Genomic DNA, 23,986 nt, shown 5'->3' on the forward strand with positions numbered 1-23,986 from the left:
ATGGCTCCGTGATCATGCGGAAGCGACGCCACAAGAAGAAGGACCGGGACTGGTGCAACTGCGACCTGCCCGACTGTGACGGCCCCGGCTGCTGGACCTCGGCCTCTTCTCGCTGCTGCTGACCCTCGGCTCGGTCGCCGCCGGCGTGGTGCGCCGCCCGGCCGTGGACCGCGCCGGCCGCGCCGCCATTCTCGGCTACCGGCGCTGGCTGTCGCACCGCTGGCCCGCCCAGTGCCGCTACGCCCCCACGTGCAGCGCCTACGGCCTGGCGGCGGTGGTGCGGTACGGCCTCGCGGTGGGCGGACGGCTGGCCGCCGACCGGGTGCGCCGCTGCCGGCCCGGCATCCCGCGCGGCACGCACGACCCGCTGCGCTGACACTCAACCCAGTGGCGCCGGCCCGCCGAACACGACGGGGATGCCGGGAGAGTGGAGCACGCTGGCCGGTGGCCCGACCGGCGGCGGCAACCCGGCGGCGGTGACCAGTTCGTCGTCCAGGTGCAGCAGTTCGGCCCGGTGCAACGGCCACTGGGGATGCCAGTTCGGCAGGTGCAGGGTGCGCCCGTACGCCCGGGTGTGCAGGCCCCAGCGGGCCGTGAGGAAGTGCTCCAGCGGCGTCGGGTCGGCGATCGGCTCACCGACCCGGACCGCCATCCGGCTCGCCGCCCCCGCGGGGCCGGGCCAGCGCCGGCGGCAGCGGTAGGTGAGGCGGTCCCCGTCCCGCTCCAGCCGCATGGCCGACCACTTGTACGGCAGCCGCAGGCTCACCTGCGCGACCAGCACCGGCACCAGGCGGGACGCGTCGAGCGAGCGGAACACCACGGCCCGCCGCCCGGTGCCGTCGACGGAGTACAGCCGGACGTTGGTCTCCCAGAACGTGCCGAAGTACGGCACGCCCGGTCCCCGGCCGAAACCGAGCCCGACCATCCGGAAGCCGATCAGCCCGACATAGCTGAGCCCGTCGATGGTGTCCGGCCGGGTGCCGGCCGGCAGCAGCGGCGCGACCACCTCCGGCGCGACCGCCCAGTGCAGGAACGTGAGATCCCGCCAGCGCTGCCGCAGCCAGGCACGCGGGAACGCCCGTACGGGCGCGCAGTCGACCGGCTCGACGTCCACGCCCCCATCGTGCCCCGTCCCCCGGTCGGGAGAGGAACGCCAGCAGGTGCCGGAGGCCTCTCCGGCCCGCGTGGGCCCCCGGTTCAACGAACGGACGGCTCACTCGGGCCGGTGGCAGACCGCCTCGACGTTGTTGCCGTCCGGGTCGCGGACGAACGCCCCGAAGTAGGTCGGGTGGTATTCCGGCCACACCCTCGGCGCGTGCAGCACCTCGGCGCCGGCCGCCACCGCGGCGTCGTGGAACGCCTGCACGGCGGCCCGGTCGGGGGCCGTGAAGGCGATGTGCGCCTCGAGCGGCGCGCCGCCGTCGGTGGGCGCGGGCACCAGCCAGAAGTCGGGACTGTCGACGCCGTAGCCGATCGGGCCCGGCTCCATGATCCGGCGGCCGCCCAGCGGGGCGAGCACCGCGTCGTAGAAGGCGGCGCTGGCCGGCAGGTCGCGCACCATGACGGAGAAGTGGTCGAGCACAACGCCTCCCAGCGATCGTCGATGACCGCGCCAGGCTACGAGCTGCCTGCGACACTTCCCCGCCCGCGCAGTGCCGGACCATACAGATGCTGGCGAAACGTCGGCCTGACCTGCTGTGATGAGCGCGTGGGGGAGTCCGACGCGCGGCGCACCGTCGAGGCGGTGTGGCGCATGGAGGCCGCCCGGGTCGTCGCCGGCATCGCGGCCCTGGTCCGTGACGTCGGCCTGGCCGAGGAACTCGCCCAGGACGCGCTCGTCGCCGCCCTCGAACAGTGGCCGCGCGACGGCGTCCCGGCCAACCCGGGGGCGTGGCTGACCACCGTCGGCAAGCGCCGGGCGGTCGACACGCTGCGCCGCCGGCAGACCCAGCAGCGTACGCTCGCCGAACTCGGCCGCGACCTCGACGAGCAGGTCACCCCCGACTTCGACGCCGCCCTCGACGAGCGCATCGAGGACGACCTGCTGCGGCTGGTCTTCGTGGCCTGCCACCCGGTCCTGTCGCCCATCGCCCGTGCCGCGCTCACCCTGCGGCTGGTCGGCGGCCTCACCACCGGCGAGATCGCCCGCGCCTTCCTCACCACCGAACCCACCGTCGGCCAGCGCATCACCCGGGCCAAGCAGACCCTCGCCGCCGCCCGGATCCCCTTCGAGGTGCCCGGCCCGGCCGAGCGCGCCGAACGCCTCGACTCGGTCCTGGAGGTCGTCTACCTCATCTTCAACGAGGGCTACTCGGCCACCGCCGGCGACGACTGGATGCGCCCCACCCTCGCCCAGGAGGCGCTGCGCCTGGTCCGGCTGCTCCAGGGGCTCATGCCCGACGAACCCGAGGTGCACGGCCTCGCCGCGCTGCTGGAGATCCAGGCGTCCCGCACCCGCGCCCGCACCGCCCCCGACGGCACGCCGATCCTCCTCAACGACCAGGACCGCGGCCGCTGGGACCAGTGGCTCATCCGGCGCGGCCTCGCCGCCCTCGACCGGGCCCGCACTGACCACCCCGGCCCGTACACCCTCCAGGCCGAGACCGCCGCCTGCCACGCGCGGGCGCGTACCCCGCAGGAGACCGACTGGGCGCGGATCGCGGCCCTCTACGCGGAGCTGGCCCGGCTCGTGCCCTCGCCCGTGGTGGAGCTGAACCGGGCCGTCGCCGTCGCCCAGGCCGACGGGCCCGCCGCCGGCCTGGAACTGGCCCGGGAGCTGGAGTCCGAGCCGGCGCTGGCCGGCTACCACCTGCTGCCGAGCGTGGTCGGTGACCTGCTGTTCAAGCTCGGCCGGCTGCCCGAGGCCCGGGCGGAGTTCGAGCGGGCGGCGTCGCTGACCGGCAATGCCCGCGAGCGCGCGTTGCTGCTCGGCCGCGCCGCCGCCTGCGGCTCGTAAAAAATCTTGAGAAGTGATGTCGGATCCCGGTCGTCCCGATCGACGCGTCAGCGAGAACCGATGACGAGGAGATCGAGATGACCAGCACGACACTCACCCGGGCCGACACCGCACGAGGGGTCTCGACCGCCACCCTGCTCGCGGCGGGCGCCGCCGCCGGGCCGCTGTTCCTCGGCCTGGGCCTCGCCCAGGCGTTCACCCGCGACGGATTCGACCTGAGCCGGCAACCGCTCAGCCTGCTCGCTCTCGGTGAGCACGGCTGGATCCAGATCGCCACCTTCGTCGTCTCCGGCCTGCTGGCCCTCGCCGGGGCCGCCGGCTTCCGCCGGGCCCTGCGCGGCGGGCGGGCCGGGACGTGGGGGCCGGCGCTGGTCGCCGTGCTCGGCGTCGGCCTCGTCGTCGCCGGGGTGCTCCGCGCCGACCCGAGCATGGGCTGGCCGGCCGGCGCCCCGGAGGGCAACCCGGAGTCGATGAGCTGGCACTCCTACGGCCACGGGGTCGGGGCGATGCTCTCCTTCGGCTCGCTCACCGTCGCCTGCCTCGTGTTCGCCCGCCGCTTCGGTCGGGTGGGCGCGCTGTCGTCGATCCTCGTCGCCGCGGCGACCGTCGTCGTCATGGCCTGGCCGGACCAGGACAGCGTGAGCGTCCGGATGGTGCTCGGCTCGGCCCTGGTCTTCGGTTGGCTCACCGCGGTTTCCCTGCACACGATCACCGAGAGGAAGCACTGACATGCGATTCATGATGATGCACAAGCTGGACGAGGCCGTTCCCGGGAACTTCGAGCCGTCGCCGGAGTTCATGAAGCGGATGGGGGCCTACATGGAGGAGGTCGTCAAGGCCGGGATTCTGGTGGCCGCCGAGGGGCTCTGCAAGAGCAGCGAGGAGTCGGCGCGGATCACCGCCACCAAGGGCAAGAAGACTGTCACCGACGGGCCGTTCACCGAGACCAAGGAACTGATCGCCGGGTTCGGCCTGGTCGAGGTGCGGTCGAAGGAGGAGGCCGTCGAGTGGGCCAAGCGGTTCGTCGACGTCTTCACCGAGAGCGGCATCGACGTCGAGGTGGACGTGCGGCGGGTGAGTGAGGGACCGCACGAGGGCTGACCGAAGGCGGCCGGTGTCGGTGTGAACCGGTACCGGGCACCGCCCGGCAGGAATCGTGGTTTCGGCCGTGAGCAGCCGGGTGCGCCGCTACTGTCGTCCCTATTGTCCGGTTTATGTCGGTTCGTCCCGACGCTGCCACCAGGGGGAATCATGCTAGCGGGACAGTACTCCAGCCAGTACCACATGCCCTTCGACCTCGACACCCCGGAAGCGGATCGTCGCAGGGCGGAGGAGGTTGCCGAGGACTACGACCGACGCCGGCGCAGTGCGGCCGAGATCCGTGACGTGCGGCTGGCGGACACCGTCGAGCGCGGCAATCGCCGCATCCGCGACCTTCTCGGCGAGGAGAACTGGTTGTCGCTGCGGAAGCGGATGCACGGCGAACGCGTGAGATTCCGCGACCTCCTCCAACCGCCCCTCGGCCTGGACGCCGACTACGCGGCCCTCGACGCCCAGCGCAGGGCGAACGTCCAGGCATACTTCGACAGCCTGGGCGTCGACGAAACGGAGCTGAAGCGCATCGCCGCCGAGACGAAGGCGGCGGTGCAGGAGCTGCTGCCCCGCACCGAGGCGACCGGCGGATACGCCTCGTGGCTGCACGACGCCCAAGCGCCGACACCCCCGGATCAGGGCGGGAGCCGGGACGACCCACACGCCTGGACGCCGTTCCGTCCGCCCTACCCCGGCACCCAGCAGGGCTTCGACCCGCACAACCTCGGCGGCTTCCGGATCGGACGGGCGCACGCTCTCGACCGTTTCACCGGACTGACCGGTCACGACCTCACGCTCGACAACAACGACGCGGACGACTTCGACAACGGCTGGGCGGTCGTCGACACGCAGATCGGGTTCAACTTCCTGGCACCGGCAACGGGCGCGGTGGAGATCTTCATCGAGGCGCGGTGCGGCCGCGCCCTGCACGAGCTACGGGTGGTGGACGAGTTCGGCGTCTCGGACTCGTCAACCACGCAGGAGAACTTCCTGATGATGCATGTCCTGCATCCCAACGTCACCGCGCCGTCGTTCGCCTTGATGTCCCGCTTCAACTGGAACACCGACCGCACCGGCGTCATCGTCCGGGAGTTCCTCACGCAGGGCGGTGCCTTCACGGCGCGACTGTTCAGCAACGGCCCGATTCAGCGGGGCCAGACCGTGCACATCCGTGCCGGCACCCGCAGCAGCGACGGCTCGATCACCAACGACATGGAGATCAACAGCAAGTCGACAATGCGGTGGTCCCTCGGCACGGTGTGGGCCCGGATCGCACCCTGACCACCTGCCCATCGCTCAGCCTCGGCGTCCGGCGGTCACACCGCCGGGCGCCGGGCCGTCCCACGGACATGAGAGCACTGGTACGCGGGACGGCCGCCCTGCTCGGCGCGGCGTCACTGGTCGTCGGGGTCTGGGCGCTGACCCGGGCTGACTCGTTCAGCTCGGCGGTGAACTTCCCGCCGCACGAGCACTTCGTGCACGACGTCGGGGCGTTCCAGCTCGGCATCGGGGCGACCCTGCTGCTGGCGCTCATCTGGGCCGACGCCCTGGCGGTCGCCCTGGCCGGCTACGTCATCGGCGCGGCGGCGCACACCCTGTCGCACGTGGTCGACGCCGACCTGGGCGGCAGCGCGGCCCAGACCTGGCTGGTCCTGCTGTCGGCCCTCCTCGCGCTGGCCGCGCTGGTCGCCCGGCTGCGGCAGCTCGGCTGGGTGGTCGGGTACGTCGATCCCGCGCCGGCGCCCGGCTGGGCGCCGCTGGTGCGGCAGAAGACCGTGGTGCTGACGACGTTCAAGCGGGACGGCACCGCCGTGCCGACGGCCGTGAGCGTCGCGGTCGCGGGGGAGCGGGCGTACGTGCGCAGCTTCGAGAAGGCGTGGAAGACCCGGCGGATCCGCAACAACCCGCGGGTGACCGTGGCGCCGTCGACGGCGCTCGGCAAGCCGACCGGGCCGGCGGTCGAGGCGGTGGCGCGGCGGCTGGACGGGGCCGAGTACCGGGCGGCGAGCCGGGCGCTGGTCGGGAAGCACCCCCTGCTGCACGGGGTGCTCGTGCCGCTGACGCACCGGCTCGGGCGGGCGAGGACCGGCCGCACCGTGCACTTCGAACTGACTGCACGCTGAAGGTATATACGCGAGGTATACGCTCAGGGTATGGTGACGCCATGAGCGTTCCCATGACCCTCCTCGGCCTGCTCGAACGCGAGCCCAGCCACGGCTACGACCTCAAGCGCGACTACGACGCCTTCTTCAGCCGGGGCAAGCCACTGCCGTTCGGGCAGGTCTACGCGACCCTGAGCCGGCTCGCCCGCGACGGCAAGATCGTGATCGGCGACGTCGAGCCGGGCGTCGGCCCGGAGCGCAAGCGCTACGTCATCACCGACCGCGGCGCCACCGAGGTCGAGTCGTGGCTCACCGAACCCGTCCCGGCCGAGCCCAACCTGCAGACGGTCCTGTTCACCAAGGTCGTGCTGGCGCTCATGCTCGGGCGCCCCGCCGAGGAGTACCTCGACCGCCAGCGCGCCGCCCACCTGGGCCGGATGAAGGAACTCACCGACATCAAGCGCTCCGGCTCGCTGGTCGACGCCATGCTGGCCGACCACGGCCTGTTCCACCTGGAGGCCGACCTGCACTGGATCGACACCACGGCCGCCCGGCTGGACGCGCTCGCCAAGGAGGTGCGGGGATGACGGCGGTCGAGGCGCGCGACGTGGTGCTGTCCTTCGGCGAGACCCCGGCGCTGCGCGGCGCCAGCGTCGCGGTGGCACCGGGCGAGATCGTCGCGATCATGGGCCCGAGCGGCTCCGGGAAGTCCACCCTGCTGCACTGCCTGGCCGGGATCCTGGTGCCGGACGCCGGCGAGATCCACTTCGACGGCCGCCGGATCGACACCCTCGGCGAGAACCAGCGCAGCGTGCTGCGCCGGGACCGGTTCGGCTTCGTGTTCCAGTCCGGTCAGCTCGTGCCTGAGCTGACCGCCGAGGAGAACGTCGCGCTGCCGCTGCTGCTCAACGGCGTCAAGCGGGCCGCCGCGCTGAAGGAGGCGCGGCCCTGGTTCGAGCGGCTCGACCTGGCCGGGCTGGAGCGGCGCCGCTCCGGGGAGCTGTCCGGCGGGCAGGCGCAACGGGTCGCGCTGGCCCGTGGCCTCGTCGCCCGGCCCGGCGCGCTGTTCGCCGACGAGCCGACCGGCGCGCTCGACTCGCTGACCGGCGAGCAGGTCATGGACCTGCTGGTCTCCTCGGCCCGCGACCAGGGCACGACCGTCGTCCTCGTCACCCACGACGCCCGCGTGGCCGCGTACGCCGACCGGCAGGTCATCGTGCGCGACGGCAGGGTGAACGCGCTGGTGTCGGCATGATCCGGTTCGCGGTCCGGCTGTCCCTGGCCGGCGGGCGCGAGGCCGCCACCCGGCTCGTCGTCATCGCCGCCGCCGTGGCGCTCGGCGTCGGCATGCTCCTCACCACGCTGGCCGGCATGAACGCCGTCGACGCGCAGAACCAGCGCTACGCCTGGCTCAACACCGCCGTCGCCCCAGCCTCGGCCGACCCGTCCGTGGAGCCGATGTGGTGGCTCATCCGGGAGGACTACTTCCACGGCCGGTCCATCGGCCGGGTCGAGGTCGCGGCGACCGGCCCCGACGCCCCCGTCCCGCCGGGCCTCCCGAAGCTGCCCGGGCCGGGCCAGTTCTACGTCTCACCCGCCCTCGGCGAGCTGCTGCGCGCCACCCCGGCCGCGGAACTCGGCGACCGCTTCCCCGGCCGCGACGTCGGCACCATCGGCCGGGAGGCGCTGCCCTCGCCGGACTCGCTGCTCATCGTCATCGGCCGCACCCCGGCCGACCTCGAACCGCTGGGCGCCCGCAAGGTCACCCAGATCATGACCACCTCGCCGGACAGCTGCTCCCGCGGCTGCTACGTCGGCATCAACCACGACGGCATGGCCCTCGTGCTGTCCATCGTCGCCGCCGCACTGCTCTTCCCGGTGCTCATCTTCATCGGCACCGCGACCCGGCTGGCCGCCACCCGGCGGGAACAGCGCTTCGCCGCCATGCGGCTCATCGGCGCCACCCCACGGCAGATCTCCCTCATCTCGGCCGTGGAGTCGACCCTCGCCGCCGTGGCCGGCACCCTCAGCGGGTTCGCCCTGTTCCTCGCGGCCCGGCCCGGCATCGCCGCCATCCCGTTCACCGGCGAGGCGTTCTTCACCACCGACCTGTCGCTCACCGCCGTCGACGTGCTGGCCGTCGCGCTCGGCATCCCGCTCGGCGCCGTCGTGGCCTCCTGGCTGGCGCTGCGCCGGGTGCAGATCTCCCCGCTGGGCGTCGCGCGCCGGGTCACCCCGAAACCGCCGCGCGCCTGGCGGCTGATCCCGCTGGTCGCCGGGCTCGTCGAGCTGGCGTACTTCGTCGGCCGGCGCCCGCCCACGACCAACGGGCAGCTCACCGCGTACCTCTCGGGGTTTCTGCTGATCCTGATCGGGCTGGTGCTGGCCGGTCCCTGGCTGACCATGGCCGGCGCGCGGCTGCTGGCCGGGCGGGCGAGCCGGCCGGCGGCGCTCATCGCCGGGCGGCGCCTCGCCGACAACCCCCGGGCCGGCTTCCGGTCCGTCAGCGGCCTGATCGTGGCGCTCTTCGTCACCAGCGTCGCCACCGGCATCATCACCACCTACGTGGCCAACCGAGGCGAGCCGCGCACCGACTCGGTGGCCGCCACGTCCCTGTCCATGTGGTTCCCGCCTGAGGAGGGCCCGGCGCCGACCGCGGACCAGATCCCGGCCGGTCTCGCGACGATCTCCGGGGTACGCAGCGTGACCCTGGTCCGCGCCAATCCCGTCACCGAGCCACCGCCGATGGAGGTACGCGGGACACCGGCGGGAGCCGCCGCCTATCGATGGTGGTGGCCGGGCGTCATCACCTGCGCCGAGCTGGACCGGCTGGCGGTGTTCGGCAGCTGCCCCGCCGGCGCGCGGGTCGCGGCCGTGGCCGACGACCTCATCGGGGAGCGCGCGTGGGATCTGACCAACGACAGCTACGTCTGGGCGGCTGCCGACCTGGATCCGGCGCAGGTCGAGCGGCAACCGATCCGGTCGGTGGTCGTCGACACCGCCAGCCGCGCCGCGTTCGAGCAGGCCCGCACCATGCTGATCTCCGCGTTCCCGACGGTGCGCTTCCCGTCCAGCGTCGCCGAGTGGGAGTCGAACTCCGCCCGGCTCATGGTGCAGTTCCAGCAGCTGGCCAACGTGATCATGCTGGCCAGCCTGCCGATCGCCGGGTGCAGCCTGGCGGTGAGCGTGGCCGGTGGGCTGAGCGACCGGAAGCGGCCGTTCAGCATGCTGCGCCTGACCGGGGTGCAGCTGCGCACGCTGCGGGGGGTGGTGGCGCTGGAAACCGTCGTGCCGCTGCTGCTCGTCGCCGTGGTGGCGATCGGGATGGGGTTCCTGGCGGCGCACCTGTTCCTGCGGGCGCAGCTCGGCTACACGCTGCTGGCGCCGGACGGGTCGTTCTACCTGATGGTCGCCGGCGGGCTGGCGGCGTCGCTGGCGATCGTCGCCTCGACGCTGCCGCTGCTGCGTCGGATCACCGGACCGGAGACGGCGCGCAACGACTAGAGCGTTAGCCGAGCGGGACCTGGACCGCCACGTCGTGCTTCGGGTAGTAGTTCTCCACCGTGTCGGCGCCGTACTTGGCCTTGAACAGCTCCACCACGTGGTTCACCCGGTCGGCCTCGGTGATCGGGGTGGCACTCGAACTCAGTGCCGTCCCGTTCGCCGACACCTCGATCATCGGGGTCTCCCGGACGTTCTTGTACCACTGGCTGTCCGAGCCGGTCACCGGAACCAGGAACACGCTGTCCTCGTCCAGCACGAACCACACCGGGTGGGTGATCTGCCGGCCGGTCCTCCGGCCGGTCACGGTGATCTCGACCTCGCGGACCCCGTCCAGGGCGTCCCAGACCACGTTCGCCACGATTTCCCCCCTTGCGCCTCTCCGCCAGGCTAGGCGCTCCCGCGCCCGGCCGTCGTGGAATCCGCGACCTTGTCGAGGCCCTGATCACGGGTCCACAGAGGAGACTTCGACGCTGTTAAGGTTGGCGGGCGGAGCATGGGGACCGACCTCGCTCGGGGATGGCACAACATGGATCAGCCGGCCAGGGAACAGTTGAAGCTTCTGCGCAGACTCGAGAAGGTCATCTCGGAAACCGAGTTCTCCTGGTCGCTGTGCCTGGTCGGTGAGGACCAGTCCCGCAAGCTCAACGAGCTGGCCGCCGAGCTGCAGCGCCCCTTCTCGTCCACCGGTGACGAGAAGAGGATCGTGTCCGGCTACTCGTACTGGGGAATCGAACCGGCGGTCAACTGGCAGCGGGCCTGCACGGACCCCAACTACCCGGTCATGCGCGACGGGATCGAGACCTTCAGCCGGCGCTGGCGGAGCCTGCACTCCCGGCACAACGGCCGGCCCTACCACTACGTCAGCCTCGGCCCCGGTACAGGGGAGAAGGACGCCGTGGTGCTGGCCGACCTCCAGCGGGCGAACCCGGAGATGTACTACGTGCCCGTCGACATGAGCGCGGAGATGCTGCGCCTGGGCTTGAAGCCGATAAAGGCCCTGCCCTTCTTCCGGCAGTTCCGCAATCAACTGCTGCCGGTGCAACTCGACTTCTCGGTCGAGGAGAACGTGACCGAGCTGAACGAACTGCGCGACCGGCTCATCGGGGACGAGCCGGTGCTGTTCTCCCTGCTCGGCAACACGATGGCCAACTTCGACGAGGACGTCGAGCTGGTCGAGCGGCTGAGCCGGCAACTCCTGCGCCCGCAGGACCGGCTGCTCGTGGAGGTCGCCACCGCGTCGCAACTCGACGAACGGATGGCGCAGCAGGCCGCCCGCGAGTACGAGACCAGCTGGGTGTTCCGCGAGTTCGTCATCAGCGCCCTGCGCCAGAACACGGACCTCTCGGTGAACATGAACTACGTCCGCTTCGAGGGGGTCGTCGAGGAGGGGCGGTCCCTGGTCATCAAGGTGATCTACTGCAACCGGTCCGCCGAGGACCTCAAGATCGTGCTGCCGAACCGCAGCGAGGTCAGCTTCCCGAGCGGCGACACCATCCGCCTCCTCATCACCCGGAAATACCAGCTCAAGGCCCTCGCCGCCGCGCTGGCCAAGGCCGGCCTGTTCGTGGAGAGCGAGGCGTTCACGCAGTTCCAGGCCTACGAGCGGGCCCGCCGGTTCGGCATGGACCTCATGCTCCTGTCGAGCAGCGACGGCGGCAACGGCCACGACACGGCCGCCCGGGACGTGTTCCGCCGCCCCGGCACATGACGGGCGGACCACCGCGCCCGACGCCCGTGCCGTCGTGGCTGACGGCGCCCCGCACCTGGATCATGCTGGTCACCGCCGGCAGCCTGGCGGTGGCCTTCGTCGTCAGCGCCGTCTGGTGGAGCCGGTCGGCCGGCACGTCGCGCTTCGAGCCGGCGGTCCAGATCCTGGGCCTGCTCGGTGGCATCACCGGCATCGTCGCCGAACGGTGGGCGGCGGGCCGGGAGCGGCGTGCGGAGGCCCTCCAGGCCATCGCCGAGGAGTTGCGGGACAACCAGAAGGTCCTCGCGTCCCCGCCCTTCGCGGTGGGAGCCGCACAGCCGGCCCGCCGGCAGGTCTACCCCCGGATGAACCTGTCGGCGGTGAACGCCGCGCTGTCGTCGGCCGTGCTGTCCCCCGGGCGCGACGAGGGGCTGTCCAGCATGCTCCATGACTGGCGGAACGAGGCGGAGATCTTCAACCACCAGCTCTCCCTCGCCGAGATCCTGGCCTTCACCAACGGGTCCGACGAGGTGCTCCGCGACCTTCACCAGGGACTGCACAGCGCCGACGGTCCACTGGAGCGCATGCAGGAACACCTCATCGCGCTGCTGGCCACGCCGCCCCTGACCGCACGGCGCGCCCCTCGATAAGGGCCCGCCGCGGCGGTGCAGCGTCCGAAAAGGATTGCACCCCGACGGTACGATGCACCGCGGGTAGCGAAGGCTGCCGTCACGGTGACGGGCGGGCCCACTGGTGCTCTGGGCTCCCGACAACAGGTGAGCCGAACACATCCGGGGGAAACCATGTTCGAGCGGCTGGGCAGATTCGTCGTAGGCAAGGCGTGGTGGGTCATCGCCGGCTGGGTGCTCGCGGCCATCGCCATCATCGCCACCACGCCGTCGCTGAGCGACATCACCTCCGCCGACCAGGAGAGCTTCCTGCCCCACTCCTACGAATCGGTGCAGGCCACCGAGCTCGGGCAGAAGGCGTTCCCGCAGCAGGCCACCGCCACGGCGACCATCGTGGTCAAGCGCGCCGACGGGCAGAAACTCACCCCCGCCGACGAGGCGAAGGTGGGTCAGGTCGCCCAGTCGCTCAAGGCCCGCAACATCCCGAAGACGTCCGGCTACCTGACCGGCCCGCCGGCCGTGGCGCCGGACAGGTCGGTGCAGGTGGTCACCGTCGGGCTCGACGCCACCACCCCCGACGACCCCGCGCTGCTCGACGCCGTACGCGATCTGCGGGGTGCCCTCGGCCCCGAGCTGGCCGGCAGCGGGCTGAGCGCCGGCGTGGCCGGCGACGTGGCGAGCTTCGTCGACAACGAGGACACCTTCAACAGCGCCTTCGCCGTGGTCGGCGTCGCGACGATCATCCTGATCATCGGACTGATCTTGATCATCTTCCGCAGCCCCATCGCGGCGCTGCTGCCCGTCGTGGTCGTCAGCGCCGTGCTGACCATCACCACCGGGCTCGTCGCCGCGGCGGGCAAGGCGTTCGACCTGAACGTCAGCCAGGACCTGCAGACGATCCTGCTGATCGTGCTGTTCGGCATCGGCACCGACTACATCCTGTTCCTGCTCTTCCGCTACCGGGAACGGCTGCGCGCCGGCGACGACAAGCGCACCGCGATGATCGTCTCCGTCCAGCGGGTCGGCGAGGTCATCACCTCGGCCGCGGGAGCCGTCATCGTCGCGTTCCTCGTGCTGCTGCTGGCCTCCCTGGGCTTCTTCGGCTCGCTCGGCCCGGCGCTCGCCATCGCCGTCGCCGTCATGCTCATCACCTCGCTCACCCTCATCCCGGCGGTCGTCTCCCTGCTCGGCCGGTACGTCTTCTGGCCGTCCAAGGCGTGGCAACGTACCCCCAAGGCCACCCTGTCGCGGCGCCTCGGCACCACGGTCGGCCGCCGACCGGCGCTCGTCGCGGCGGCCTCCGGCGCCCTGCTGGTCGCGCTCGCCGCCGGGGTGCTCGGCTACAAGGCCGACTACGACTTCAGCGCCGGCTTCCCGCAGGACACCGAGTCGGCGAAGGCCGCCAAGGACCTGCAGCGCGGGTTCGCCGCCGGTGCCCTCGCGCCCACCGAGGTCTACCTCACGACCGGCAACGGGACGCCGCTGACCGAGCAGCAGGTCACCGACTTCGCGGCGGTCGTGGCGAAGGCGCCCGGCGTGGGCCAGGCGCAGCCGCCGGAGCGCAGCAGCGACCCGAGCGTGGCCCGGGTCAACCTGCTGCTGAACGAGAACCCGGTGTCCAACGAGGCGATCACGCTCGTCCGGGACGATCTGCGGGACGCCGTGCACGCGGCGGCCCCGCCGGGCACCAAGGCGCTCGTCGGCGGAACGACCGCGATCTTCGCGGACATCAACTCGGCGAACAACCGCGACCTGTCGGTGATCCTCCCCGTGGCGGCGGGGCTGATCGCGCTGATCCTCGCGCTGCTGCTGCGCAGCCTGGTCGCGCCCATCTACCTGGTGATCGCAGTGCTGCTCAACTTCGCGGCGACCCTGGGCGCGACGGTCTACCTGTTCCAAGGGCTGCAGGGCAAGCCCGGGGTGACCTTCCAGCTGCCGATCATCCTGTACCTGTTCGTGGTGGCGATCGGGACGGACTACAACATCCTGATGATCGCGCGGCTGCGGGAGGAGGCGCGGGAAGGGAACGAGCCGCATGAGGCGGCTGCCATCGGCGTGGAGCATGCCGGGCCGACCGTGGCCGCGGCCGGGTTGATCCTGGCCGGGACCTTCGGGGTGTTGATGCTCGCGCCGATCTCGTTCCTGCAGCAGATGGGGTTCGCGGTGGCGATCGGGATCGTGCTGTCGGCGTTCGTCATGTCGATGTTCTTCGTGCCGGCGTTGACGGCGCTGATCGGGCACAGGGCGTGGTGGCCGGGGCATGGGGACGAGCGGCGGGTCAGCGGGCCGCAGGCCCCGCCGGAGCCCGCGAACGTGGCGAACGCCTAGCGGTCGGCTCGGGCGGCACAGGACCGGCCCGGCGGGCTCGCATCGAGCCGACGCCCGGTACGCCGGTGAGATGCAACCCGGACCGGCGTGCGGGCGTCTCAAGGAGCAGCTACTAGTGCTTGCTTTCCTTTCTAGAGCTGTCCACAATGGATTGCCGTGGGTGGTGTTTATCGGATCGGCGAGTTTGCTAAGCGGGTGGGCCGTTCGGTGAGTACGGTGCGCCGGTGGGAGGCGGAGGGCCGGATCGCGGCCCGTCGTCTGCCGTCCGGGCAGCGGTATTTCGACGATTCGGATGTGCGCAGGGTGCTGCAGCCGGGCTTCGACGCCGTCCGGCGGAAGGTTGTGGTGTACTGCCGGGTGTCGTCGCCGGGCCAGAAGCTTGACTTGGCCTCGCAGGTGGCGGCGATGCAACAGTTCTGCCTCGCTCGTGGTCTGGCCGTGGACGAGTGGATCAGCGAGGTCGGCGGCGGGATGGACCTTCGCCGCGAAAAGTTCCTGGCGTTGATGGACGCCGTCGACCGGGGTGAGGTCGCCACGCTGGTGGTGGCGCACCAGGACCGGTTGGCCCGGTTCGGGTTCGACTTGCTGGAGCATGTGGCGGCACGTGGCGGCTGCGAGATCGTCGTGGCCAACCAGGAGTCGCTGTCCCCGCAGCAGGAGTTGGTCGAGGACCTCCTGGCCGTCGTGCACACCTTCTCGTGCCGGCTGGACGGTTTGCGCCGCTACGAGAAGGAGTTGGAAAGAGCGGACTTGGCCATGGAGGGTGACCGGTGAAGGTCACCCGGATCGCCTACTCGGCCCGACTGAATCCGGGCAAATACGCCGCCCTGGCGGAACAGGCCCGCCGGTTGGGCCGGGTGCGCAGCGAGGTGTGGCAGCGCTACGGCTCGATCGCCGGTGTCGGGTCCGGGTTGACAGACCGGCAGGTGCGCGACCGGTGGCTGGCCGACGACACACACGCGCGGTTTGGTGTGCTGGCGAACGCCTGGAAGGAAACCGTCCGCGACGCCATGGCCGACATCGCCGCGAACCTGGCGGCGGCCAAGGTCGACGTCCGGCGGGCGGTCAGCCGACGCACCAACGATCCCGCCGAGCGCAAGCGGATGTTCACCGCGCTGAAGGCCGACCAATGGCCTGACGATCCGTTCCTGGCCCGGCAGATGCGCAAGCACTGGAAGCGTGGCCACAACCGCACCCACGATCAGATCGTGGTGCGCGCCGACAACTACAACGCCCTCGTTGACGGCCGAGGCAGGTTGTGGCTGGCAATTCCCGGCCTCATACCCCGCAAGATGGTCAAAATCCCGCTGTCCACGACCGTCGCCCCCACCGGGACGCTGCGCCTGATCCTGCGCGGCGGCCGAGCGGAGGTCCACTACCAGATCGACGCGGCGCAGATGCGCTCATCACAGCGAGCATGCGGCGAGGCGACCATCGGTGTGGACAAGGGCTACACCGAAGCCCTGACCGACTCCGACGGCCAGCCCCACGGTGAACAGCTCGGCGTGCTGCTGTCCGCTGAGTCGGACCGGTTGAAGGAACGCAACCGGCGTCGGGCGAAGCTCCGCTCAATCGCGAACAACGCCGCACTGCGTGGCGACCACGCGAAAGCGCACCGGATCAAGGCCAACAACCTCGGCACGCTCAAGCGGGATCGGCAGGCGGCCCGACATCGGGCACGGGTGCGCACGGAGGTCTTCACCGCGGTGCACGAGGTCGTGGACAAGGCCGCCACCGTGATCGCCGAGGATCTCACCAAACGCTTCACCGGCCGCAAGACCCTTCCTAAGAACATCAACCGGCGTCTCCACGCATGGACCAAAGGAGTCACCGCCGAGGCCCTCAAGAACGTGTCGGAGCGCAGAGGTTCTGCGCTCGTGCACGTCAATGCCGCCTACACCTCACAAACTTGTCACCGCTGCGGCCGGTTCGGCCGACGTAGTGGGGACCGGTTTCACTGCACCTGGTGCGGGGTGGTGTGGCAGGCTGACGTGAACGCCGCGATCAACATCCTGCAGCGAGCCGGTGACCTCGACATCGCCCTGCACACCCCGCACCACAGGGTGAAGCAGATCCTGCAGGATAGGACCGATCGCCACCGGACCAGACTGCCGGTCCAGGACTCCAGCCCAGCCACCGCTGGGCGGAGAGCGAATTATCCGAACCGCTCAGCTATGAGCAATAAGTAGGAAGCAGACAGCGAGCATGCGTCGGCGCCGGGTCCTGCCGTGGATCACGGTCGCGGCCCTGCTCGGCGGTTGTGGGTCCGCCGGGAACAGCCCAGCGGTCGACCCGCTCGACGGGCTGCGCCAGCAGGCAGGCAGCGCCCTCACCCGGTACGACCAGGCGGCTCGCGCCGCGGGAGGTGCCCCCTTCGTTCCGGTGGGGGAGCTGACCCGCCAACTCGGCGACTGAGAGCCGGCGAACGGGTCCTACAAGGAGACCCTGTCGGCCGGCCGCGTCGAGGCTGCCTCGACGCTGCCCGCGGCGCCGCAGCCGGCCGGCACCATCGTCTGGGCCAACGGCACCCGTCAGGACGTGCCGTTGATCTCGGCGGACAGGGCGTTGGCGCAGCTGCGCGCCGAGGGAACGGGCGACTGTTCCGGCTGCGCGCCGCTCAAGCTCACCGGGGCTCGCCTGACCACGATGACGGTCCCGACCAGCCGCGGCCCGGCGACCGCCCCGGCGTGGGAGTACACCCTCGATGGAACGGCCGTGCGGCTGGCGCGGGTGGCGGTGGATCCCTCGGCCATCGTCCGGGTGACCCCACCGCCCTGGGACGCCGATCACCCACACGAGGGGCTGGCGATCGAGTCGGCGACCACCACGACAGCGAGCAGCGAGCTGACTGTCACCTTCACCGGCGCGCCCGGCCCCAGCAGCAAGCCGTGCGGGGCCGACTACAGCGCCGAAGCGGTCGAGTCGGACCTGGCGGTCGTCGTGATCGTCATCGAGTACCGGCACGCCAAGGACGAGGCATGCCCGGCCATCGGCGCGCAGCGTAGCGCCACCCTCGAGCTGTCACGACCATTGGGGGAGCGGGCGGTCCTGGAGGTGACGCAGGGCCTGCCGGTGGAGCTGACCATCACTGGCTGACCTTCAAGCTGTCCCGGCTCGTCGCCGGACGGCGACCTCGTTCACGGGCTGGCCGCCGGCGCGTGCAGCTACCACCCCGGGTGGTCGAAATCCGGGCGGGCACGGGCGGCCATAGATCTTGACTGATGGTGAGACGGCGACGACGCTGTGTGTAGCTGCGGCAGCCTGGGGTGACCTACCCCGACGCCTCGACTGCGCGGCCTTCTGGATCGCCTTGCCGGAAGGACTCTCATGAGGAGTACGGGAAGATCCCACCAACCGCGCCGATTCCTGGCCCTGCTCGCGCTACCGCTGGCGCTCGCCGTCAGCGCACCGGGCCTCGCCAACCCCACGACGGACAGCACAGTAGCCCCCGACCGGTCGTCGACCGGCGAACAGAACGGCGTCGGCCTGATGCGCATCGTCGTCGCCGACAAGTCGGGCATCGAACGCCTCCACCAACTCGGCGTCGACCTCGCCGAGTACGTCAAGCCCGTCGACAACGGCATCGAGGTGCACGCGATCCTCAGCCCGCAGGAGAGCCAGGCGCTGCGGGACAAGGGCTTCGACGTGCAGGACGCCATCTCCGACCAGAGCGACTACGCGCAGAACATGGCCGAACGGTCCGCCGCCATCCGGGCCGCGACGGCGGCGGCCGCCGCCACCGACACCCTGACCGTGCTGCGGGCCGAGTGGTTCTCCAGCCTCGACAACCAGCTCTTCCTCAACGTCGAGGTGAAATCGAGCGCCGGCACCGACTCGACGACGGTGCTGACGGCCAGCTGGGACAGCGGACCCGGCACGGAGATCGGCTCCGGCGGCACCGCCACCATGTCCCGATTCACCGACGCCGGGCAGTACATGTACCACCGGTTCAGCAACCCGGTCCCCATCACCGCCAAACCCGCCAGGGCCACCATCACCAGCAACAAGGGCGGCTCGGCCACCGTCGACGTCGCCAAGTGGCTGGGCAACCCGCGCAAAAACCCCGGCAAGCACCCGTACGTGTCGGACTTCGTCGACCACTACATGGACCCGACCGAGGTCACCGCGCGGTTCACCGGCCTGGCCGCCGAGTTCCCGAGCCTGACCGAGCTGGTCGACCTGCCGAACAAGACGAACGGCTACCGGCGCAAGGCACAAGCCCAGTTCGGCACCGCGGCGGCCAGCACCCTCTACGTCACCTCGACGGCGTACGGGCACGAGGGCGGCAACGACATCACCATGGCGCTCGTCAACCCGGGCACGGCGAACGCCCCGCTGACGGTGAGCGTGTCCGGCAAGGCCGTCACGGTAAGCCTGGCCACCGACGGCTCCGGCGCGACCACCAGCACGGCGGCGCAGGTCGTCGCCGCGGTCAACGCCAACGCCGACGCGGCCAAGCTGCTCACCGCCAGCACGTACCGGGGCAACGCCGGCACCAGCGTGATGGCCGCCGCTCCGGTGACCCAGCTGACCGACAACCTGAAGGCGCCGGCCAGCGTGTCCCGCGAGCCGTTCCAGATGAAGGTGCTGCGCATCGGCAAGCACCGCGACGGCTCGAAGGTCGGCGTCTTCCTCTACTGCCAGGAACACGCCCGGGAATGGGTGACCCCGCTGGTCTGCGTGGAGTCGGCCGAACGGCTGCTGCGCAACTACGCCAAGGACCCCAACACCCGCAAGATCGTCGACGACCTGGACATCTTCATCCTGCCGGTCGTCAACCCCGACGGCGCGCACTACAGCCTGTACGACTACAACATGCAGCGGCGGAACATGACCAACTACTGCCCGGCCTCCAACGCGGACCCGGGCCGCCGCAACGCCTGGGGCGTCGACATCAACCGGAACTTCTCGGTCGGCTCCGTCTTCGACGGCTACGTCGGCGCGTCGGCGACCAGCTGCACCAGCGACACCTTCGCCGGGCCGAACGAGCTGTCCGAGCCGGAGGCGCGCAACGAGGTCTGGCTGGTCGACACCTTCCCGAACATCAAGCTCTCGATGAACACCCACTCCTACGGCGGGTACTTCATGTGGCCGCCGGGGGCGTACAAGGCCGAGGGGCGCGAGGTGCTGCCGCGGGTCGACCAGGGCACCGAGGCGTACTTCTGGACCTCCTCCGACTACATCCTCTCCCGGGTGCAGGAATACCGGGGCACCGCGATCTGGCCGGGCCGCACCGGACCGGTGACGGACGTGCTCTACTCGGCGGCCGGCAACAGCGCCGACGAACACTGGTACAACCGGGGCATCATCGGCTGGGACTTCGAGGTCGGCGCGGACATCTACAACCCGGCGACCGGCCGGTTCAGCGCGGTCGGGTTCCAGCCGCCGTTCGCGGAGGGGCACGAGGAGGCGATGGAGTTCGCCAACGGCAACATCGGCATCCTTGAGGTGGCCCGCGCGTACGCGACGGACAAGATCCAACCGAAGACTGCGCTGAAGGTCGTCAAGCAGGAGGCGGGGGCTACGGCTTTCACGTTCACCACCAGTGAGCCGGCGAACGTGTACTACACGCTTGACGGGAGTCGGCCGACGTACGGGTCGGCGAAGCTGGCGCTGGCGGGGATGCGCGAGGGGGTGCAGAGCATCACGGTGAACAGTGACACGACCGTGAACTGGTTCTCGATCGACATCGCCGGAAACGTCGAGGGGAACTACAAGCCGGACGGACAGGGCAGCAACTACAACAAGCAGAGGGTTGCCGTTCAGTAGCCGATTTACCGCTTGAACGCTGGTGGCCGCCGACTGCGGGTCGGCGGCCACCAGCCTGTGGAATGCCGGGTCCGTTCTAATCGGCTGACGTGGCGCCTAGGGGAGTTTGGGCGCAGGTCGCTGCGGGTACGGCCGCGCGGTTAACGCTCCACTGGTAGCAACCGAGCGTGTGCCCGTTGAGCGGCGCGGAGCCCGGATAGCTGGCTGTGGAACCTGCTATGCCGGTTCTGGTCGAGGTTGAGCGGCAACACGCACGAACGGATCAACTCCTCCTCAAGCTTCCATGGCTGGTCCGTAACGGTCCATACAACCCGGGCGTGCTCAGCCATCCAGGCGGTGAGGCGCTTCTCGCCCTCTCGGCCAAATGTCATGCGGTTGCCGCTACCGACCCGTCGCAGGCCAATCCCAAGCTCTTCGGTGAGGAGCGAGCCGAGCGTGAGGCGTAATGTCGAACCGGCCGCGTTGCCTCGGTAGTGATAGCGGATCCGGCTGCGGATCGTCTGTCTGCTCGGAGGGCGCCCGTTGCCCGGTGGCGCCTTCGGCGAGATGCCCACGTAGAGCAGCACCGCCTCATCCTGCGTGTGGCACCCGCCGGTCGGTACCAGGGGCGGCAGCGACGTGAAGTACCAGGCGTAGACACCTGGAGCCGCAGGTACCGGGCAATCGCGTCCCCGGACCTCCTCAGCATGAAACAGTCGGGATGGACGAAGCAGGGACTCCTCTGGAATCACAAGTGCTCCCTCGTGGGCATCACGCGGCGATCGCCCGCGCGGCGGCATACATTTCGGCGGGGAGCGCATGCTGCAGCCGCCAGAGGATCCGCATCGGCCGGTCACCGCTGTGTTCCTGGTACGTCATCGGCCCGGCATACAAGTACGGCGGCGCGCCCAGGTCGCGGTCGGCGACCTTGGATTCGCGCACGAACAGGTGCACCGTCGACCCGCGCTCGGCGTGGTTGATGTAGCGCTGCCCCGTCGCCGAAGCCGACGACGTCGTGCTCTGCGACTCCCACTGGAACAGGCTGTCGGTGACGGCCCGATCGGCGTACATCGTCGTGGGGGAGTAGTGCGCCTCAGACTTGACCAGGGTCACGAAGAAGAGGTCAGCTTGCTCGTCTTGCAGCCACTTCACCCCCTCGCGCAGCGACCCCGGGTTCGCCATCCCGAACGCCGCGCACGCCTCATTCCGGCTGTAGCGGGCGTGCACCCGCAGCGGCACCCGCTCGGACTCGGGCTCCGGCGTGACCCGATGAATGCGATCCCGCAGCACCTCGGCGACCTGACGCAGCTCCGCGCAGCGCGCCGGCTCCGCCCAGAGCCGCTTCAGCCGCGCGTCGCGCTCGGTTAGCGGCACCGACGGCCCCCACAGGTTGAAATGCAGCATGTCCAGCAGCCGCCCACCGCCGGGCTGCTCGCCGCTTGCGGTCCGAGCGAGGAGGCCGAGCCGTTCGACGTCGTCGATATGCAGCATCCGCCCGACAGCGCGGCCGAGCTCGCGGTCGTCCGGCCCCCCGGTCGAGGTATCAATCCCCGCGAGGCGCCGCAGGCCCGCCCACCCGCCGACGCTCGCCGACCGGTAGATGTCTTCGATGTCCAGGCCGGTCTCGTGCAGGAACTCGGCCAGGCTTACATCACCGAGCTGCCGCAGCTCCGCCGCCAGGCCGTTCTTCGAGGTCGGGAGGGCCGACTTCAGGTTGGCGAGCACGATCTCCTTCGCGACCCGGTCCAGCTCAACGTGGCAGCCACTCGGCAGCGATGGGAAGTCATCCCGCACCGCGGCCTCGACGGCCCGTCGGCTGACGCCGGTCAGGACCCGCCACCGCAGGTCGAACCGGAAGTTGGCGTGCTGCCCGCCGATGAAGTCGAGCACGGTCAGGCAGGGCTTGTCGTCGTCCAGGCGCAAACCCCGGCCGAGCTGCTGGAGGAAGATCGTGGCGCTCTCGGTGGGGCGCAGCATGAGGATCGTGTCGACCATCGGCAGGTCGACGCCCTCGTTGAATAGGTCGACGGTGAACAGGACCCGCAGCTCACGGTTGCGGAACGCGGTCAGCAGCGCCTGCCGCCCGGCGGGGTCAACCCGCGAGGTCACCGCCGCCGACGGTATGCCCTGCTCGGTGAACCAGTCGGCCATGAACTCGGCGTGCCCGATGCTCACGCAAAACCCAAGCGCCCGCATCCGCCCGACGTCGGCGGTGTCCCGAACTGCCCGCAGGATCATCCGCGCTCGGGCGTGGTTGCCGGTGTAGACGCCGTCCAGCTCGGCCGGGTCGTACCCCTGCCCGCGCTTCCAGCGCAGCTGCGACAGGTCGACGTCGTCGTGCAGGCCGAAGTACTGGAACGGCGCTAGCAGCTGCCGCTCCAACGCCTCCCACAGGTGCAGCTCCACCGAGGCACGGCCGTCGAACCACCGGCGCACGTCGCCACCGTCGCTGCGGTCGGGGGTTGCGGTCAGCCCCAGCAGCACGCGCGGCCGCAGCCGTTCCAGCAGCCGGGCGTACGTGGGCGCTTCGGCGTGGTGGAACTCGTCGACGATCACCATGTCGTACGCCTCGGGGTCGATTTCCTGCCGGTGTAGTGACTGGATCGAGGCGAATACGTACTGCCAGTTGTTGGGCCGGTCGCCGCCGACGAGGGTCTCGCCGAAGCTGCCGTCCCCCATCACCTGCCGAAACACCGAGCGGCTCTGCCGCAGGATCTGCTCCTGATGGGCTACGAACAGCAGCGAGTCGACGTGGCCGGCCTTGCGGAGCCGGCGGTAGTCCAACGCGGCCACCACGGTCTTGCCGGTGCCGGTCGCCATCACCACCAGGTTCCGCCATCGACCGTGCACAAGTCGCTCGGCTTCCAGGTCGTCGAGGATTTCCTGCTGGTACGGGAATGGCCGGACGTCCAGGTTCGCGATCTCGGTCGCCGCCTCGTCGGGGCGCTCGCCGCTCAGCGCAATGCGTAGCCGGTCGGCGTCCTCCGCGGGGTCGTACGCCTCGAAGGCCGAGTCGTTCCAGTAGTCGGTGAACGTTGCCTCGAAGGTGTCGATGACGTGCGGCTGTTCCAGGTTGGAGATGCGGACGTTCCACTCCACGCCGTCCACCAGAGCGGATTTGGAGAGGTTCGACGAGCCGACGTATGCGGTGGTGGTGCCGCTGGTGCGGCGGAACAGCCACGCCTTGGCGTGCAGTCGGGTGGTCCTGGTCTCGTAGGAGACCTTGATATCGGCGCCTAGCTCGGCGAGCCGGTCCAGGGCCCGCTGGTCGGTGGCGCCCATGTATGTCGTGGTGATGACGCGCAGCCTGCCGCCGCGGGCGATCAGGTCGCGGATCGCCGGCTCGACGATGCGCAGGCCGTGCCACTTGATGAAGGCGCAGAGCAGGTCCACGTCGTCGGCGGAGGCCATCTCGTGCGTGACCTCGTGGCCGATCCGCGGCTGGTGGCGGCCATTGACCAGGAGCCCACCGGTGGAAAGCGGGGTGGTAGGGCGTACTGGAAAGCTCGCTAGGGCTGGCGGCATCGGCGGTGAGGTGATGGCGTGCAGCAGGCGTTGAGCGTCAGCGATCTGGTCATCGGCGCCGACGGCGCGCGGCTCGGCCTCGGCGATGCTCTCAGCGATCCGGTTTGCCAGTTCGACCTGGCGGGCGAGCTTGTCCTCGCCACCGACAACGGCGAGCAGCGCGCGGCGGGCAAGCGCCGCGATGTGCCGAGCGAGTACCTCGTGCGCGTCGGCCGGGTCGAGCTTGTGGTGCTGGACCAGGGCAGGGTCGACGTGCTGAAGCCGCTCGGAGAGCTGCTGGGTGATCAGGTGCTCGTAGATACCCCGTTCAAGATCCGTCACGTCAGGAAGCTAACCAATAGACGCGCCAATGCGCTGCCCCGGCTGCCAAGGCGAGGTCAGTATGTCGTGTGGTCAGTGCCTCTCGTGCTCGGTG

The 23,986-nt window shown here is 70.5% G+C and carries 22 protein-coding genes; 17 read left to right on the plus strand and 5 right to left on the minus strand.

What is annotated here, in order from left to right; translation table 11 throughout:
* The first annotated feature begins 145 nt into the window (after nt 1-145).
* Nucleotides 146-376, plus strand: coding sequence for a membrane protein insertion efficiency factor YidD (gene yidD, locus ABZS80_RS02085; RefSeq protein ID WP_355054007.1), 231 nt, complete (start codon nt 146-148; stop codon nt 374-376).
* Between the two features lie 3 nt (nt 377-379).
* On the opposite strand, the gene ABZS80_RS02090 is transcribed toward yidD, so the two are convergent.
* Nucleotides 380-1,114, minus strand: a complete 735-nt coding sequence (locus tag ABZS80_RS02090; RefSeq protein WP_355054008.1) for a DUF2071 domain-containing protein — start codon at nt 1,112-1,114, stop codon at nt 380-382.
* Between the two features lie 99 nt (nt 1,115-1,213).
* On the minus strand, nt 1,214-1,582 hold the full coding sequence (locus tag ABZS80_RS02095; RefSeq protein ID WP_355054009.1) for a VOC family protein: 369 nt from the start codon (nt 1,580-1,582) through the stop codon (nt 1,214-1,216).
* A 126-nt stretch (nt 1,583-1,708) separates the two neighbouring features.
* On the opposite strand from ABZS80_RS02095, the gene ABZS80_RS02100 reads away from it, so the two are divergent.
* The 8 genes from ABZS80_RS02100 (at nt 1,709) to ABZS80_RS02135 (ending at nt 9,654) form a co-directional block, all read left to right on the plus strand.
* Complete coding sequence (locus tag ABZS80_RS02100; protein WP_355054010.1) at nt 1,709-2,956, plus strand: RNA polymerase sigma factor; 1,248 nt, start codon at nt 1,709-1,711, stop codon at nt 2,954-2,956.
* A 77-nt stretch (nt 2,957-3,033) separates the two neighbouring features.
* Nucleotides 3,034-3,684 (plus strand): DUF998 domain-containing protein, encoded by a 651-nt coding sequence (locus tag ABZS80_RS02105; protein WP_355054011.1) that lies wholly within the window; start codon nt 3,034-3,036, stop codon nt 3,682-3,684.
* Nucleotide 3,685: 1 nt separating this feature from the next.
* A complete protein-coding gene (locus ABZS80_RS02110; protein WP_355054012.1) occupies nt 3,686-4,057 on the plus strand; it encodes a YciI family protein in 372 nt (123 codons plus the stop codon).
* Between the two features lie 21 nt (nt 4,058-4,078).
* Nucleotides 4,079-5,329: a hypothetical protein gene (locus ABZS80_RS02115; RefSeq protein WP_355054013.1), complete on the plus strand. Its 1,251-nt coding sequence runs from the start codon at nt 4,079-4,081 to the stop codon at nt 5,327-5,329.
* A 68-nt stretch (nt 5,330-5,397) separates the two neighbouring features.
* Nucleotides 5,398-6,171 carry a PPOX class F420-dependent oxidoreductase gene (locus ABZS80_RS02120; protein WP_355054014.1) on the plus strand — a complete coding sequence of 258 codons (774 nt, stop codon included), beginning with the start codon at nt 5,398-5,400 and terminating at the stop codon, nt 6,169-6,171.
* A 41-nt stretch (nt 6,172-6,212) separates the two neighbouring features.
* Complete coding sequence (locus ABZS80_RS02125) at nt 6,213-6,737, plus strand: PadR family transcriptional regulator (RefSeq protein ID WP_355054015.1); 525 nt, start codon at nt 6,213-6,215, stop codon at nt 6,735-6,737.
* A complete protein-coding gene (locus ABZS80_RS02130) occupies nt 6,734-7,405 on the plus strand; it encodes an ABC transporter ATP-binding protein (RefSeq protein WP_355054016.1) in 672 nt (223 codons plus the stop codon). The genes ABZS80_RS02125 and ABZS80_RS02130 overlap by 4 nt, the downstream gene beginning before the upstream one ends.
* Nucleotides 7,402-9,654, plus strand: coding sequence for an FtsX-like permease family protein (locus ABZS80_RS02135; protein ID WP_355054017.1), 2,253 nt, complete (start codon nt 7,402-7,404; stop codon nt 9,652-9,654). Before ABZS80_RS02130 ends, ABZS80_RS02135 begins: the two co-directional genes overlap by 4 nt.
* A 4-nt stretch (nt 9,655-9,658) precedes the next feature.
* Here ABZS80_RS02135 and ABZS80_RS02140 read toward each other — a convergent pair whose 3' ends face one another.
* Nucleotides 9,659-10,012 (minus strand): nitroreductase/quinone reductase family protein, encoded by a 354-nt coding sequence (locus ABZS80_RS02140; protein ID WP_355054018.1) that lies wholly within the window; start codon nt 10,010-10,012, stop codon nt 9,659-9,661.
* A 168-nt stretch (nt 10,013-10,180) separates the two neighbouring features.
* Here ABZS80_RS02140 and ABZS80_RS02145 point away from each other — a divergent pair, with 168 nt between their 5' ends.
* The 8 genes from ABZS80_RS02145 to ABZS80_RS02180 all read left to right on the plus strand — a co-directional run bounded on the left by ABZS80_RS02145 (nt 10,181) and on the right by ABZS80_RS02180 (nt 20,067).
* A complete protein-coding gene (locus ABZS80_RS02145) occupies nt 10,181-11,362 on the plus strand; it encodes an L-histidine N(alpha)-methyltransferase (RefSeq protein WP_355054019.1) in 1,182 nt (393 codons plus the stop codon).
* Nucleotides 11,363-11,388: 26 nt separating this feature from the next.
* Nucleotides 11,389-11,991, plus strand: coding sequence for a hypothetical protein (locus tag ABZS80_RS02150; protein ID WP_355054020.1), 603 nt, complete (start codon nt 11,389-11,391; stop codon nt 11,989-11,991).
* 153 nt (nt 11,992-12,144) lie between these two features.
* Entirely contained in the window at nt 12,145-14,298 is a 2,154-nt protein-coding gene (locus ABZS80_RS02155) for an MMPL family transporter (protein ID WP_355054021.1), read from the plus strand.
* 156 nt (nt 14,299-14,454) lie between these two features.
* Nucleotides 14,455-15,072, plus strand: a complete 618-nt coding sequence (locus tag ABZS80_RS02160; protein ID WP_355054022.1) for an IS607 family transposase — start codon at nt 14,455-14,457, stop codon at nt 15,070-15,072.
* A complete protein-coding gene (locus tag ABZS80_RS02165; RefSeq protein WP_355054023.1) occupies nt 15,069-16,487 on the plus strand; it encodes a transposase in 1,419 nt (472 codons plus the stop codon). The genes ABZS80_RS02160 and ABZS80_RS02165 overlap by 4 nt, the downstream gene beginning before the upstream one ends.
* Before the next feature lie 16 nt (nt 16,488-16,503).
* Nucleotides 16,504-16,713, plus strand: a complete 210-nt coding sequence (locus tag ABZS80_RS02170) for a hypothetical protein (protein WP_355054024.1) — start codon at nt 16,504-16,506, stop codon at nt 16,711-16,713.
* A gap of 123 nt (nt 16,714-16,836) precedes the next feature.
* Nucleotides 16,837-17,394 (plus strand): hypothetical protein, encoded by a 558-nt coding sequence (locus tag ABZS80_RS02175; protein ID WP_355054025.1) that lies wholly within the window; start codon nt 16,837-16,839, stop codon nt 17,392-17,394.
* 231 nt (nt 17,395-17,625) lie between these two features.
* Nucleotides 17,626-20,067 (plus strand): M14 family zinc carboxypeptidase, encoded by a 2,442-nt coding sequence (locus ABZS80_RS02180; RefSeq protein ID WP_355054026.1) that lies wholly within the window; start codon nt 17,626-17,628, stop codon nt 20,065-20,067.
* A gap of 140 nt (nt 20,068-20,207) precedes the next feature.
* On the opposite strand, the gene ABZS80_RS02185 is transcribed toward ABZS80_RS02180, so the two are convergent.
* Together ABZS80_RS02185 and ABZS80_RS02190 are read right to left on the minus strand one after the other, a co-directional pair.
* The gene (locus tag ABZS80_RS02185; RefSeq protein ID WP_355054027.1) at nt 20,208-20,867 is read right to left on the minus strand and encodes a GIY-YIG nuclease family protein; all 660 of its coding nucleotides are present in this window, start codon (nt 20,865-20,867) and stop codon (nt 20,208-20,210) included.
* Nucleotides 20,818-23,892, minus strand: a complete 3,075-nt coding sequence (locus ABZS80_RS02190; RefSeq protein WP_355054028.1) for a DUF3427 domain-containing protein — start codon at nt 23,890-23,892, stop codon at nt 20,818-20,820. Before ABZS80_RS02190 ends, ABZS80_RS02185 begins: the two co-directional genes overlap by 50 nt.
* Nucleotides 23,893-23,986: the final 94 nt, after the last annotated feature.

It is taken from the genome of Micromonospora sp. NPDC005305 (genome assembly GCF_040607315.1).
GTDB lineage: Bacteria > Actinomycetota > Actinomycetes > Mycobacteriales > Micromonosporaceae > Micromonospora.